This is a genomic window from Rhodococcus sp. MS16 (assembly GCF_013277795.1).
Taxonomy (GTDB): domain Bacteria; phylum Actinomycetota; class Actinomycetes; order Mycobacteriales; family Mycobacteriaceae; genus Rhodococcus_F; species Rhodococcus_F globerula.
Genome location: NZ_VBTM01000004.1, coordinates 222103 through 235916, shown reverse-complemented (window position 1 = coordinate 235916; position 13814 = coordinate 222103). Strand labels below are relative to the sequence as shown.

11 protein-coding genes and 1 tRNA gene are annotated in these 13814 nt (G+C 61.2%); 7 read left to right on the top strand and 5 right to left on the bottom strand.

Features of this window, described 5'->3' with window-relative positions; translation table 11 throughout:
* The first annotated feature begins 18 nt into the window (after nt 1-18).
* A complete protein-coding gene (locus FEZ60_RS10575; RefSeq protein ID WP_172936079.1) occupies nt 19-1644 on the top strand; it encodes an acyl-CoA synthetase in 1626 nt (541 codons plus the stop codon).
* Here FEZ60_RS10575 and FEZ60_RS10570 read toward each other — a convergent pair.
* The 3 genes from FEZ60_RS10570 to FEZ60_RS10560 are packed head-to-tail and all read right to left on the bottom strand — an operon-like array spanning nt 1641 to nt 5183.
* Nucleotides 1641-2972 carry an amidohydrolase family protein gene (locus FEZ60_RS10570; protein ID WP_172936078.1) on the bottom strand — a complete coding sequence of 444 codons (1332 nt, stop codon included), beginning with the start codon at nt 2970-2972 and terminating at the stop codon, nt 1641-1643. The two genes, FEZ60_RS10575 and FEZ60_RS10570, sit on opposite strands and share 4 nt — an antisense overlap.
* Before the next feature lie 38 nt (nt 2973-3010).
* Entirely contained in the window at nt 3011-3988 is a 978-nt protein-coding gene (locus tag FEZ60_RS10565) for a 2-oxoglutarate and iron-dependent oxygenase domain-containing protein (protein ID WP_045070488.1), read from the bottom strand.
* A gap of 19 nt (nt 3989-4007) precedes the next feature.
* Nucleotides 4008-5183, bottom strand: coding sequence for a hypothetical protein (locus tag FEZ60_RS10560; RefSeq protein WP_045070490.1), 1176 nt, complete (start codon nt 5181-5183; stop codon nt 4008-4010).
* Nucleotides 5184-5422: 239 nt separating this feature from the next.
* On the opposite strand from FEZ60_RS10560, the gene FEZ60_RS10555 reads away from it, so the two are divergent.
* The 4 genes from FEZ60_RS10555 to FEZ60_RS10540 are packed head-to-tail and all read left to right on the top strand — an operon-like array spanning nt 5423 to nt 8857.
* On the top strand, nt 5423-6205 hold the full coding sequence (locus FEZ60_RS10555; RefSeq protein ID WP_033231143.1) for an ABC transporter ATP-binding protein: 783 nt from the start codon (nt 5423-5425) through the stop codon (nt 6203-6205).
* Complete coding sequence (locus tag FEZ60_RS10550) at nt 6202-7065, top strand: ABC transporter permease (protein ID WP_033231144.1); 864 nt, start codon at nt 6202-6204, stop codon at nt 7063-7065. Before FEZ60_RS10555 ends, FEZ60_RS10550 begins: the two co-directional genes overlap by 4 nt.
* Before the next feature lie 36 nt (nt 7066-7101).
* On the top strand, nt 7102-8163 hold the full coding sequence (locus FEZ60_RS10545) for an isopenicillin N synthase family oxygenase (protein ID WP_172936077.1): 1062 nt from the start codon (nt 7102-7104) through the stop codon (nt 8161-8163).
* A 49-nt stretch (nt 8164-8212) separates the two neighbouring features.
* Nucleotides 8213-8857 carry a GntR family transcriptional regulator gene (locus tag FEZ60_RS10540; RefSeq protein WP_116101977.1) on the top strand — a complete coding sequence of 215 codons (645 nt, stop codon included), beginning with the start codon at nt 8213-8215 and terminating at the stop codon, nt 8855-8857.
* A 76-nt stretch (nt 8858-8933) separates the two neighbouring features.
* Here FEZ60_RS10540 and FEZ60_RS10535 read toward each other — a convergent pair.
* Nucleotides 8934-9007, bottom strand: a tRNA-Met gene (locus tag FEZ60_RS10535).
* 444 nt (nt 9008-9451) lie between these two features.
* Between FEZ60_RS10535 and FEZ60_RS10530 the strand changes: the two genes are divergently transcribed.
* Nucleotides 9452-10006 carry a transglycosylase family protein gene (locus FEZ60_RS10530; RefSeq protein ID WP_172936076.1) on the top strand — a complete coding sequence of 185 codons (555 nt, stop codon included), beginning with the start codon at nt 9452-9454 and terminating at the stop codon, nt 10004-10006.
* A gap of 99 nt (nt 10007-10105) precedes the next feature.
* Here the strand turns inward: FEZ60_RS10530 and FEZ60_RS10525 are convergent, their stop codons facing one another.
* Nucleotides 10106-13063, bottom strand: coding sequence for a UPF0182 family protein (locus tag FEZ60_RS10525; protein WP_033231490.1), 2958 nt, complete (start codon nt 13061-13063; stop codon nt 10106-10108).
* Between the two features lie 147 nt (nt 13064-13210).
* Here FEZ60_RS10525 and FEZ60_RS10520 point away from each other — a divergent pair, with 147 nt between their 5' ends.
* A complete protein-coding gene (locus FEZ60_RS10520; protein ID WP_033231147.1) occupies nt 13211-13813 on the top strand; it encodes a PPA1309 family protein in 603 nt (200 codons plus the stop codon).
* The last annotated feature ends 1 nt before the right edge of the window (nt 13814 follow it).

The following is a 13814-nucleotide window of genomic DNA, read 5'->3' as shown; positions in this document are numbered from 1 at the left end:
CTCGGAAGAGGTTTACCCATGCCCGGATTGGTCACCAAGATCACAGACACCATCGGCGCCGTGGGAGTCATGACACGAGCAGGACTGATTCCGTTTCCCCGCCTCGACAAGGGTCTGAAATCCATTGCAGCTGTGGACAAGTACGGACCATTTGCCGGTCCCGTCCACGCGCATGCCGAGAACGGCCTCGATGCGGTAGCCATCATCGACGAACGTGGACCCATCACGTACGCCGAACTGGAACGGCAGAGCAACGCACTGGTACGGGCCTGGCAGGCCGATGGAATCACATCCGATTCGGTGATGGGCGCTATGTGCCGAAACCATCGTGGCCTGGTTCTGACCATGCTCGCGGCAGCCAAGAACGGCACCAAACTTGTCCTCATGAACACGGGATTTGCGCGCCCTCAACTGGTCGACGTCGCGGCCCGTGAAAATGTCGCGGCCTTTGTCTACGACGACGAGTTCACCGAAGTCGCCGACGCCCTCCCTGCGGACACAAGGCGATACCGGGCGTGGGCAGAGCGCGAAAACACCACCATCCGCACACTCGACGACGTCATTGCGGGACGAGGAACCTCAGCAGTGCCGGCGCCGGAACGCAGTGGCGGTTTCGTACTTCTGACCAGCGGAACCACCGGAACCCCGAAAGGCGCGCCGCGCAGCCACACCTCGCCGTTGGCGTCAGCGCAGTTCCTCGACCGGGTACCACTGCGCCGCGGGCAGACAATGATGATGGCGGCGCCGGCCTTCCACGGAACCGGCGTCTCCCAGTTCGCCCTCGCCCTCGGTTTGGGGCAGACCGTCGTGATGCACCGGAAATTCGATCCCGAGAACACGGTCAAGCTTGTGGCGCAACACAAGTGCGACAGCCTTGTCGTGGTTCCGACCATGCTGACCCGCATCATCGATCTCGGCCCCGAAGTGCTGTCGAAATACGACACCTCACAGCTGAAGATCATTTTCTCAGCAGGGTCGTCCCTCTCACCTGATCTCTGCAAACGAGTGACGGAGGCATTCGGTTACGTCCTCTACAACCTCTACGGCTCCACCGAAGTAGCGGTCGCCACTGTCGCCACACCCGAAGATCTCACCATCGCACCGGGCACTGCCGGCCGGGCGCCCGTCACGTGCCACGTCGAACTGTTCGACGACAACAATCAGAAGATCAACTCCCCCCACACGATCGGACGAATCTTCGTCTCGAGCGGCCTCAGCTTCGAGGGCTACACCGACGGCCGCGACAAGGAGCGCATCAACGGACTCCTCTCCACCGGCGACGTCGGGCACTTCGACGCCAACGGCCTGCTGTTCGTCGACGGCCGCGACGACGACATGATCGTCTCGGGCGGTGAAAATGTATATCCCCTCGAAGTGGAGAACCTCCTAGCCGATCATGCGGACGTGCTGGAAGCTGCGGTGATCGGAGTGGAAGACGCGGATTTCGGGCACCGGTTGCGCGCCTTCGTTGTGATCGCCCCCGGTGCAGACAAGAACGCCGAGGATCTGAAATCTCACGTCCGTTCCAACTTGGCGCGATACAAGGTACCCCGTGAAGTCCTGTTCATCGACGAACTCCCCCGCAACGCAACGGGAAAGCTGTTGCGCCGCGTACTGATCGAGATGGACGTCGACAAGACTTAGGCCGACAGTGCACTGATCAGCTCAGCCTCGTCCACCCGCGTCGAGTGCCCGTCCCGGATGACAACCTCGCCGGCAACCAGAACGGTGTCGACGATCTGCCGGGTGCCGGTCGTGAGAATGGATGCACCCGGGTCGCGCACCGGCAGGCATCCGAAGTCTCGCTCGAACCGAATCATGGTGAGATCAGCAGCATCTCCGACAGACACACCGCCTGATCTCGGCGGCAAGCCGAGAGCACTGTTGGCGCCGCCGGTGGCGATATCGATCATGGCACCAAAACCGAGTAGGTCCGCACGCGCTCGGGTGGCCCGCTGCACGTAGGCACCGGTACGCAAGGTTTCGAGCATGTCCTGCGTGTCGTTGCTGGCGGCGCCGTCCACCCCCAGCCCCACTGCGAGGCCGGCTTCCAGGAAGCTCGGCACCGGTGCGACCCCGCTACCGAGTCGCATGTTGCTCACCGGGTTGTAGGAGACGCCGACTCCTCTCTCTGCCAGCACTTTCTGACCACGATCATCAAGTTCGACGCAGTGAACCGCGAGAACTCGATCCCACAGGAAATCGTTAGCGTCCAAGAAGTCGACCGCACCCATCCCCGTGTGTTCGGTACACATCATATTGTCGGTCTGTGTCTCGAGCAGGTGTATCGATACGGTCAGTCCGCGCGCCTGAGCGAATTCACGCACCTGCGCCATTCCCTCCGGAGTCAACGATCTCGGATTCGGCACTGCCACAGCCGCATCGATGCGCGATCCGGCAACGTCTCGCATGATCTGATCGGTGTGATCGAGGACGTCGCCCAATGGCTGCAAAAGCCGCGGATCGAAGCCCCACTTACGCGTCGGGTCCGATCGATCCCCCACCCCACGCCCCAGCAGGGCGCGAATCCCGGTGTCGTGCAATCCCCGGATGACAGCGTCGTGTACCTCGCTCGACGGGTGCGGCCACATGTGTTCCACCAATGTGGTGGTACCGCTCCGCAAGGCCTCAAGGCTGGCCGCAACTGTTGCGGTGTACGCCTTTTCCGGGGTGATCAGCACGGATTCCTCGGCAACGGCAAGCAGCCATTCGAGTAGTGGAGTTCCCTCCGCGATCCCCCGCATCAGCGACTGCTGAATGTGCGTGTGCGTGTTGACGAATCCGGGAATCAAGTAAGCGCCGGATCCGTCAACACTTCCGGCCTTCGGGTCACCGAGAGCCGACGTACCGCGCGACGCCTCGATCGCGGTGACAATTCCGTCAGTCACCACGACGTCTCGACCTTCGAGCCATTGCCTGCCGCTGTAGACGGTGACGTCGGTGATGGTGATGCTGGCAGGTGCGGTATTCATCGTTTTCTCCGTGTCTTCGGTCGGCGTCTTCGGTCGGCTCAGCGGGCGAAATTGGCATTCACGCGCTGGTAGAGATAATCCTCGGCGGTGATCGGCGGATACTTCCCGGCCGGACCTTCGATCATGATGTCGCGGTTGGCCTGCGCGAAGAAAGCCAGGCTGTATCTAGGGCCCCGGTAGTCGTTCAGGCCTGGGCTCTTGACGCGATGAAAGTTCGACGGCAGCACATCGTCGCTCCATCGCATCAGCATGTCACCGATGTTGCAGGTGATCGCTTCCTCGGCAGGTTCCACCGACGTCCATTCCTGGGTCTCCATCTCCTTACCAGGGCACAACTGCAGCCCGCCCTGACCGTCGCGCTGAAAGAGCAAGGTCAGGCAGTCGAAATCGGTGTGCGCGCCCGCGCGCCACATTCCTGCGACATCGGCATCGGGAGCGAGCGGGAAGTAGTGCAGCAACCGGAGGGTGCTCTGGTAACTGGTCACCGACGGATCGTGGGCTTTCGCAAAGAAGTCCCGCTCGAATCCGAGTTTGTCTGCGAAACACGAGAGCAGGGCCATCGCGACGCCCCAGCACCGTGCCTCGAAATCGAGAATCGTTTCGCGGAAGCCCTCGAGTTCGTCGTCGGTGGGCCACAGGTCACCCATGTGGGGGCGGGTTACCTGGTAGGACTCCTTCTGATCGGGCGTCCCGATCGACGGCCGCACTTGCGACATGCTCTCCCAGCCGGAATTGAATCCCTTCTTGAGTGGATATCGGGCCTTGACCTCATCGGGTAGCGCAAAGAAGTTCTCCGTGGCAGCGAACGCCTTGCGAACCTCACCGATGTCGATTCCGTGGTTGACAACCTGAAAGAATCCGATATCGGTTGCAGCCGACCATAACTCGTCCGCTATCTCGCTGCGGCGGTTCTCGAAGTCGGAGAGATCGATCCGTCGCACTTCGCGGTCGGTTGTTTCGGTACCGAGGCCGCCCATACGGCTCTCACGGTTGAGTTCGGTCATCTCGTACGTCATGATTTTTCCAGTCTCCTGATCAGCGGATTCCGATGGACGGGTTGGTGAACTTGTTGGTGTAGATCTGTTCTGCGGTCAGTGAATCCGGAATCGCTGCACCGCCGGCCACCAGAACGGGCGTCAGGTCGGCGACGTTTCGGGTGACTCTGGCCATGTCATAAGTTCCTACCGAACCGTCAGCCTCGTTTGCAATCAGCCCTTCGTCTTTCAACATCTGAGCACTGAAGGCAGCCTCGCCCTCGGTGTATGGACTGAACGAAATATCCTGGGAGACAACGTCGACGATCGCGCTGTTGGCCGCGGCCGGATCGGTGATGTAGTCGGCACTCGCTTGCTGGATGATCGGAACCAATTTGGTCAGGCAGGACGAGAGCGATTCTACTTTGTCAGCGCGGACCGACACATTGGACGCATAGATGTCGAAGCCTGAATCCTTCAGCAGGTCAAAGGAAACCGGCTTGTCCCAGGCCGGCGTCTCGTTCTCGTACGTGTACGGTTCGGAATTCGCGAATCCCTGCTGCGCAATGGTCGGGTCGCCGACGAAGCGCGACGGTGCGCCGTCGTAACTCGTGTCGAGCTGAGACTGCTTCAACAACCCCTTCGCAACCAGCCACTGCGGGAACAACTGTTCCTTGGACACCACGACGCTTGCATCGGTCTTGCCGATGTCGGCAACACTCTTCCAATCAGGGTGCGACGTAGGGTCCCACATCACGATTGCCGGACTGTACTTGAGTAGTGGAGTCACCGCCATGACGGGCTGACTCGCCGACGCGGCGATCACCTGATCGCCATGGATCAGACCCAGCGTGATCGAATCATCCACGTACATCTGAGAACTGACGGACTGGAACCCGATCGCCGGGCCACCTGCCCGAAGTGTGAGATCGACGCCGGTATCCTTGCCACCCGCGACCAGAGTGCCACTGACCGACTTGTCGTCCGTGTCGACCGTATATCCCGGCCCGAGCATCTCGAACAGCGCACCCATATCCGACTGCGGCTGCCATTGCAGCTGCACTACAACGTTTTCCGGGCACACGCCGGCTAGTGTCTGGCCCTCCGCAGCGGGCTCGAGCGCTTCCGACGCAACGGCCGTGTCGGCGTCACTCGAACTGCATGCACTCAACCCGAATGCAGCAAGCAATGCGAGGGCAATACTGGCGGTTCCCACGGTTGTACGTTTGGAATTCACGGGTTCTCCTCGAATGAAGTGACTCTGGCATGCAGATTGGGGATGAGCAGAGTCTGTAGCACTTCGATTACATGCAGATGCCGCTTTGTTTCTCGCAGGTTAATCATTCGAGATAACCGATTCACCTGCAATGTCACAATCAATTAACACTGAGAAATCCGCCCGACATACATGCAATCCACACTCAATCCCATCAGAACGCAGATATTTTGCATGCATCACACGATCCGGAGGCACGGATGAAACTCGCAAACACGATGCAGGACACCGACGCACGCAGACTGACCACGTCCATGCAGATGGCCTTCACCGATGTAGTGAAGAAATTCGACACCGGCACGGTGGCACTGGACGGCATCAATCTCGATGTGCGCCGTGGCGACTTCGTGGCCGTGGTCGGCCCGTCCGGCTGCGGCAAGTCGACACTATTGCGCATGGCAGCCGGCCTCGAGCGTCCTACCAGCGGATCCGTTGCCCTCGACACCGAATCGGTAGGCTTCATCTTCCAGGAGCCGACGCTGTTACCTTGGCGAACAGTACAATCCAATGTCGAGTTGTCAGCCGAGTTGGGCGGCGTGTCCAAAGCCCTCCGTCGTGAACGCGCCGGCGAAGCCATCAACGCTGTCGGTCTACGAGACTTCTCGGGGCAATTGCCCAATGCACTGTCCGGCGGCATGAAGATGCGAGTGTCTCTCGCGCGGGCTCTGACCTTGGCTCCGGAGGTCATGCTCCTGGACGAGCCGTTCGGTGCTCTCGACGAAATGACGCGCCTCGACATGCAGGTCGAACTTCAACGGCTATACGCGGACAAGGGATTCACCGCTATGTTCATCACGCATTCGGTGTCCGAGGCGGTGTATCTCGCCAACAAGGTTGTCATCATGACCGCGCGACCTGGTCGCATCCATTCTGTCGTCGACATCGGCTTCGGTTACCCACGCAGCCCGGAACTGCGGTACGACGCCCGTTTCACCGAATACGTCGCCGAAATTTCGGCCAGTCTGCACGGGAGCCTCCGATGACCGAAGCACTGACACTTCGCCGCGAAGTAGTAAGCACCACAGCAACTTCCCTACCCACGCAGCTCTGGAAGCAACGCCTGAAGAGGATCGGGAGCATGATCGCGTTTCCCCTTCTCTCGTTGGCCGGCGCTCTCGCGCTCTGGTCGATAGTGAGCAACCTGGTCCTCTCACCCGAACGCCAGTTCATGCTGCCGCCCCCAAGTCGGGTGCTCACCCAGTCGCTACTCGACTGGAAACACCTCGGTCCGATGCTCGAAGCGCTGGCCGTCACCGCGCAGGTCGCGGCGGTGGGATTTGTCGTCGCCGTTGCAATCGGCGTCGGAACGGGTGTACTGATGAGTCAGGCCAAGTGGATCGAGCGGATCGTCTACCCGTATGCCGTTGTGCTTCAGGTCATTCCCATTCTCGCGATAGTCCCGTTGATCGGCCTGTGGTTCGGCTACGGCATGACTGCCCGCACCTTGGTGTGTGTACTGATCGCGGCGTTCCCCATCATCACCAACACCCACTTCGGTTTGCAGTCCGTGGACCGGGGACTGCATGAACTCTTCACCCTCGGACGCGCATCGCGCTGGGATCGGCTGGTAAAGCTCGAACTGCGAGCGGCGATGCCTGCCATTCTCACCGGCATCCGCACCGCGTCCGGACTTGTTGTGGTCGGTGCCATTATCGGCGACATGTTCTTCGCAAAAGGACAACCCGGCATCGGCACCCTTCTCGACGTCTACCGCAGCCGACTTCAGTCCGAGGATCTGATCGGCGCGATCGTCATTGCATCACTGTTCGGTGTCCTGGTCTTCTCCGCTTTCGGATACCTCTCCCGCATTCTGGTCGGTAAGTGGCACACGTCCGGCCGCTGATCGACCTACTCCCCATCGAAACAAGGACCTACCGACATGAGCTTCGAGATTCCCACCATCGACATCAGCCCCTACGTCATGAGCCCATACGTCGCGAACTCGCCGGACGAGCGCCACGACGCTGCCTGCGCTGCCGTCGCTACCGACCTGGACCGGGCTTGCCGCGAAGTCGGCTTCATTCAGATTGTGGGACATGGAATTCCACGCGAATCGATCGACGGACTGGCCGACGCACTGGACGAGTTCTTCGCCCTGCCCCTGGACGTGAAGAAGACGTACGCCCGCTCGTCGTCCGAGAACCGTGGATACTCTCCGCCGAAGTCGGAGTCGTTGAGCATGAGCCTGGGTGTCGCGTCCGCGAATATGATGAACGATTTCTACGAAGCCGTCGTCGTCGGAACCGAGGCCGCCGACTACCCGGACCTCGACCTCCCCGAATCCAGTTACGCCGCCAACACCTGGCCGGATGCGGCACCCGGATTCAGGCCTGCTGTCGAGCAATACTTCTCCCACGCACAGACTTTGGCTGCAATCCTGATGCGCGCGTTCACCGATGCGCTGGGATTGGAGCAAGGATATTTCGACTCCATGCTCGACCACTCGATCAATGCGTTGAAAATGAACAATTACGCGCTCCCCGAAAGCGAGATCGCGATGCCCGGGGAAATGACCGGTATGGGCGCTCACACCGACTTCGGGATTCTGACCATCCTCTGGGCAGATCAGGTGCCCGGCCTTCAGATCCTGGGCGCCGACAATCTCTGGCATGACGCCCAACCAGCGGACAACGCCCTGCTGATCAATCTCGGCGACGCGATGGCTCGCTGGACCAACGACCGCTGGCGGTCCACGATTCACCGCGTCGATCCGCCGGTCGTCGACGGTCGGATCATCAGACGGCGTTCTGCCGCATTCTTTTTCGACGGAAACTACGACGCCGTCATCGAGGCGCTACCGGGAACACTGCAGCCCGGCGAGGTCGGGTATCCGCCGATCACGATTGCCGAGAACATCGCGGCCAAGGTCGCAGGATTGAAAGGTGGGATTGCCCCGGGTGGGGACTTGCGAGAAGCCGAACGAGTACGCGCGGCCGGGTAATGTCAGCACTGTGCAAGGGGACCACGAAATCCATGACGAAGAAGAAATCATGACCACAACCGAGCGTGCACCGCTGACCGAGTCGGTACACGAGACACTGCGAGAGCTCATCTTCTCCGGCGAACTCGCCCCAGGCACGCCGCTCAGTGTCCCCGCACTCGCATCCAAGCTGAATGTCAGTAGAACACCGGTTCGCGAGGCCGTTCAGCAATTGATCTACGAAGGCATCGCGGTACACACCCGCAACGCCGGCGCGAAGGTCGAATCGCTCGATGCGGACTCGCTGCGCGCGGTGTTCGAGGTCCGGGAGGTCTTGGACGGTCTTGCGGCTTTCAGCGCTACAACCCGCGCCACTCACGACGTCGTCTCCCAACTGAACAAGATGGTCGAGGAACAACGTGAATTGTTGGACACCGCACCGGATCGGCGTCGCGATTCCGCGTTGGACCTCGAGTTCCACAATCTGATTCGGGAAACAGCGGCCAACGACCCACTCCGTGACGCGCTGCACCGCCTGGACGGCCAATCACATCTGTTTCGGACGGACATGTGGGGTTCGGATCTGAACCGGCGGCTCGCCGTGGCCGAGCATGCCCGGATCGTCTCGGCCATCGAGACCGGTGACGCTGTTGCTGCCCGCGCCGCCGCGAGCGCTCACGTCGCCGGACTACTCGTCCGTACGACGCGCTGCTGAACACCGACACACGCCAACACACACTGACAAAAAAGAACCGCCGCACTGGATTCCAGTGCGGCGGTTCTTTCTTTAGTAGCGGGGACAGGATTTGAACCTGCGACCTCTGGGTTATGAGCCCAGCGAGCTACCGAGCTGCTCCACCCCGCGATGCATGGATAAAACTACACGAGCCGGTGAACAGAATGCAAATCGCCTGCGCCAGAGTCACATCCGAGCCCCGAACCACGATTTTCGGTGACCGGCTTCACAATTTCACCGTGACCATCAACACATAACAGACGTGTAACGGAGACACCTCGAATCCGCATCGCCGGGATCTGACCTGGCGATTGTCCGGATTTTTCGAACCGATACCGAACAGTCAGCTCGCAAAACCGTGAAGTGAACCTTGAAAGCAACTCCCGTACGGTCGATCCCGGCCCGAATCAACCGGGCGAACGCCGACCCGCCGCTGCCTGACTCTGCCCCGCGGGATCGGAACCCCCGAAACCTTCGAGGGGCAGAGACACGGAGAGAGAAGCGCCCGGGACGAAAGCATCACCTCGACCCGCAGGCCCGCCGTTGTCAGCGAGCGCGGAGAGGATTTACCCCATGTCTTACACCAGCATCAGCAAGCGTGCAGTAGGCACATTGGCCGTAGCCGGCGCCCTCGTTGCAGTACCCCTCACCATCTCCACCGGCACCGCATCCGCAGCCACCCACAACTGGGACGGCGTCGCAGCGTGCGAGAGCGGCGGAAACTGGAACATCAACACCGGAAACGGCTACTACGGCGGACTTCAGTTCTCGCAGAGCACCTGGACCGCCAACGGCGGCTCCGGCTCCCCCGCAAACGCGTCGAAGGAAGAGCAGATCCGCGTTGCCGAGAACACCCTGCAGTCCCAGGGCCCGGGCGCATGGCCCAGCTGCGGCAGGCACCTGACCGTCGCATCCGAGGAGCAGGCTCCGGCGCCCGCACCGGTCGTCGAAGAAGCACCGGCCGTCGTCGAAGCACCCATCACCGCAACCCAGATCCCGGCCGAGGTCAAGCCCGCAGCACAGCAGGCCTACGACTCCGCTCGCGCGCTTGCCGACCAGTACGGTTTCGGCGCGCAGTTCCAGCAGCTCGCCGACACCAACCCGCAGGTGCTCGCAGCACTGCGCTGATACCGGCGTACAAGCACAACCCACAACGCACAAGCACAAACGCGAAGGCCCACCATCCGATTTCGATGGTGGGCCTTCGCGTTTGTGCTACGACAACCCTTACTTCGGCAGCGCCTGGTAGGCGTCAACTGCCTTCTGCAGACGATCCAACGCCGCACCGTATGCAGCGAAGTCGCCGCTCTGCTGAGTAGCTCGCAGATTTACCAGCGCTGCATCGAGTTCCGCGACAACCGCCGCGGTGTCGGTCGGAGCCGGGGCCGGGGCGCCGGGCGTCGGATTGGTTTCCGTGCTCGTATCCGGAGTCGGCGCAGTCTCGGCCGTTCCGCCCGGAGCCGTTGCCACACCGGCAGCACCGCCGTTGTCGAAGATCTGACCGAGAGCCTCGGCCAGCGTCGACGCGTAGCCGACCCGAACACGACCGGACACACCCGGTTCCTGGTAACTGGCCAGGACGCGAGAGAGCTGCGGGAACGACGTACTGGCGTTACTGCGTTCGGTGTACATCGGCTCGACGTAGAGAATGCCGCCCTTTGCGATCGGCAACGCCAACTGGTTGCCGTATCGAATGGTGTTGGTTCTCTCGAGGATCGATTTCTCCGAACCCACTCGCGGATCCGAGATCATCGAGTTCTGAGACTGCGACGGACCCTGCGTCTGTTTGTCCGTCGGCAACTGCAGGACGGTGATCTTGCCGTAGTTCTTCGGATCCGAATCCACCGAAATGTGGGCCGAGAGGAACTCACGACGGAAGCCGACCATCGGGCTGATGAGGCGGAACGCCGGCTCACCGGTCTCCTGATCGCCGACCATCACGTAGAACGGCGGCTCGTTCTGGTTGGAACCTTCGACCGTCGGCTCGTTGGGTACCGACCAGAACGCGTTGTTGGTGAAGAACTCGGTCGGGTTGTCGACGTGGTACTTCGCCAACATCTCGCGCTGGACCTTGAACAGATCCTCCGGGTACCGGAAGTGCGCACGCAGGTCGTCGGAGATCGCGCTCTGCGGCTGGACGGTGTTCGGGAACACACCCTTCCAGGCGTTGAGGACGGGATCGTTGTCATCGACCTGGTACAGCGTGACCGTGCCGTCGTAAGCGTCGACAGTGGCCTTCACCGAGTTACGGATGTACGACACCTCCTTCTTGGGGAGGAGTCGGCCAGTGGTGGCGTCGACACTGTCGGCCACCAGGCCCTCGAGTGAACTGCGCTGCGCGTACGGGTAGTTCTCGAGCGTTGTGTACGCGTCGACGATCCAGACGATCTTGCCGTCGACAGCAGCCGGGTAGGCGTCGCCGTCCATTGTCAGCCACGGAGCAACCTGGCCGACGCGATCGCGCGGGTCACGGTTGTAGATGATCTTGGAATCGGAGCCGACCGCACCGGAGAACAGGATGTTGCGCTCGGTGTACTTGGCGGCAAACGCCAACCGATTGAACCAGTTTCCGATATCGACACCACCGGATCCGGTGTACGTGTACTTGGTCTGCTCGGTGTCGTACTCACGCGGTTCGGAGCCGCTCGCCCCACCGACGATCGCATAGTCCGCGGTGCCCTGAGCGATGACCTCGCCGTAGTAAACGCGTGGCTGATCGACCGGAATGACCTGCGTTCCTGCGGCCAACGACGCGATGTCGCTTACCGTGTAGATCGGGTAACCCGCGTTGTTGTTGGCTGCTTCCTTGGTCGGATCGAGGACCGGAGCGGTGATCCTGTTGGCCGGCGCTGCCACCAAGCCGTCGCCGTGTGTGTAGACGGTGTGCTTGTTGATCCAGTCCGTCTGGTTGCCCTGCAGGTTGTTGGGCGAAAGTTCACGCGCCGCAACGATGTAGTCCTGCATTTCGCCCGCGACCTCGTAGCGGTCGATGTCGAGCGACGGCGGGAATCCGTAGAAGTTCTGACGCTGCTGCTGCTGTGTGAACGTGGGCGAAAGAATGTTGGGATCCAGCAAGCGTGCGTTTGCAATGGTCGTGACGTCCGCCGGAACGTCGCGCGGAATTGCGGTGCCGTCACCCGAATACGGCTGATAGGTCACCTTGTCGTCGGTGATGCCGTACGCCTGCCTGGTGGCGGCGATGTTCCGCTCGATGTATGCGCTTTCCTTGTCTGCGGCGTTCGGCTTGACCGAGAACTGTTCGACGATCATCGGCCACACGGCACCGACCAGAACCGACGACAGCACGAGCAGAGCGACAGCCATCGCCGGAATGCGGAGATCCCGCGTGAAGATGGCCGCGAAAAACGCCAGCGCACAGATCACTGCGATGGACAGCAGGATCAGCTTGGCCGGCAGCACCGCGTTGATGTCGGTGTAACCGGGGCCTGTGAACGTTGGCTCCTTACGATCGCTCGAGAGCAGCGAGTACCGGTCGAACCAGTACGCAACTGCCTTGAGCAGAACGAAAGTTCCTGCCAAGACTGCCAATTGGATGCGAGCAGCCGTGGTGAACGTTCCCGCGCGACCGGCGAGTTTGATGCCGCCGAAGATGTAGTGCGTGAGAAGGTTCGCTACGAACGCCAGGAGAACCGCGACAAACAGCCAGTTCAGCACGAAGCGGTAGAACGGCAGATCGAACGTGTAGAAACCGACGTCGAGGTTGAACTGCGGATCGGAGATCCCGAACGAACCACCGTTGAAGAACAACTGGACCGTGACCCAGTTGGCCTGCGCGATCAACCCGGACAGCAGTCCGATTGCGATCGGGATGATCACACCGAACAGACGCAGACGCGACATGACGGTGGTGCGGTAGCGCGCGATCGGATCATTCGGACCGGACACCGGAACAAAAACGGGACGCGAGCGGTACGCGAGCATCATCGCCAACCACACGATGGCACCGACCACAACACCCACGACGAGGAAGAGCAGCGCGCGGGTCAGGAGAACCTTGGTGAAAACACCTCGGAAATTGACTTCGCCGAACCACAACCAATCGGTGTACATGCCGATCAGTCGCGGACCGATCAGCAGGAGTACCGCAACAATTACGGCTACCCCCAACAGGATTCGACTGCGTCTGGACAGAGAGGGTAAACCTGCGGGGGGCCGCATGCCCACGTGCCACGCTCCAAGATTCGGCGACGCCGAGGCGCCGCAACCGAGTGCATCGATCAGTGCAGCCATGTCCGAGTGGACTTGGCCGTTTCGGACCACTCTACGTAACAACAGTCACGGCGTGACAACACGAGGTGCAAGGATGAACGGGTGAGTGAAGAAAATCCGAACAGGTCACCGAAGGCACTAGCCCGGTGCGTTCATGAAGTTGTCGACCACATCGACGCCGAAGGCTGGGATCAGCCACCCAAGTTGTATGCCCTGGTACCCACCGAGCTGCTTGCCGCAGCCGAACCGGGCCTGCTCGACCAACTCGAGGACGGGGCCGAATACACCCCGATCGAACAGGAGCCACTCCCCGACGACATCATCGGCGGATCACGCGCACTCGACGAGTTCCTGGCCACGACCAACTGGCCCGACTCCGTCGAGGGTTGCATCCTCGTGCAGGAAATCGTGGTTCTGCCGCCCGCCGCGGAATCGGATCTCGACCATGCCGTCGAGCCGGTCTTGACCGACGAACACGCGGCTGACGAAATTGCCCGACTGACGGCCGACGCGCACCCGGACCGACGAGCGGCACGCCTGTTTGTCGGCGTCCTCCGCGACGGCCCGTCCCTGTCGCTGTTGCAGATGCGCCCGGACGAGGACGCAGATCCATACGCCGAGCCGGCGCTTCTGACGTACGACGGTTTGGCTCCTCACATCGTTCATGCGTTGTACGCGACGCTGGACGAAGTCGAAGACGACTAGC

What these genes read in the sequence shown, in the direction of transcription:
- FEZ60_RS10575 (WP_172936079.1), top strand. Translation starts at nt 19, where the DNA reads ATGCCCGGATTGGTCACCAAGATCACAGACACCATCGGCGCCGTGGGA.
- FEZ60_RS10570 (WP_172936078.1), bottom strand. Translation starts at nt 2,972, where the DNA reads ATGAATACCGCACCTGCCAGCATCACCATCACCGACGTCACCGTCTAC.
- FEZ60_RS10565 (WP_045070488.1), bottom strand. Translation starts at nt 3,988, where the DNA reads ATGACGTACGAGATGACCGAACTCAACCGTGAGAGCCGTATGGGCGGC.
- FEZ60_RS10555 (WP_033231143.1), top strand. Translation starts at nt 5,423, where the DNA reads ATGAAACTCGCAAACACGATGCAGGACACCGACGCACGCAGACTGACC.
- FEZ60_RS10550 (WP_033231144.1), top strand. Translation starts at nt 6,202, where the DNA reads ATGACCGAAGCACTGACACTTCGCCGCGAAGTAGTAAGCACCACAGCA.
- FEZ60_RS10545 (WP_172936077.1), top strand. Translation starts at nt 7,102, where the DNA reads ATGAGCTTCGAGATTCCCACCATCGACATCAGCCCCTACGTCATGAGC.
- FEZ60_RS10540 (WP_116101977.1), top strand. Translation starts at nt 8,213, where the DNA reads ATGACCACAACCGAGCGTGCACCGCTGACCGAGTCGGTACACGAGACA.
- FEZ60_RS10530 (WP_172936076.1), top strand. Translation starts at nt 9,452, where the DNA reads ATGTCTTACACCAGCATCAGCAAGCGTGCAGTAGGCACATTGGCCGTA.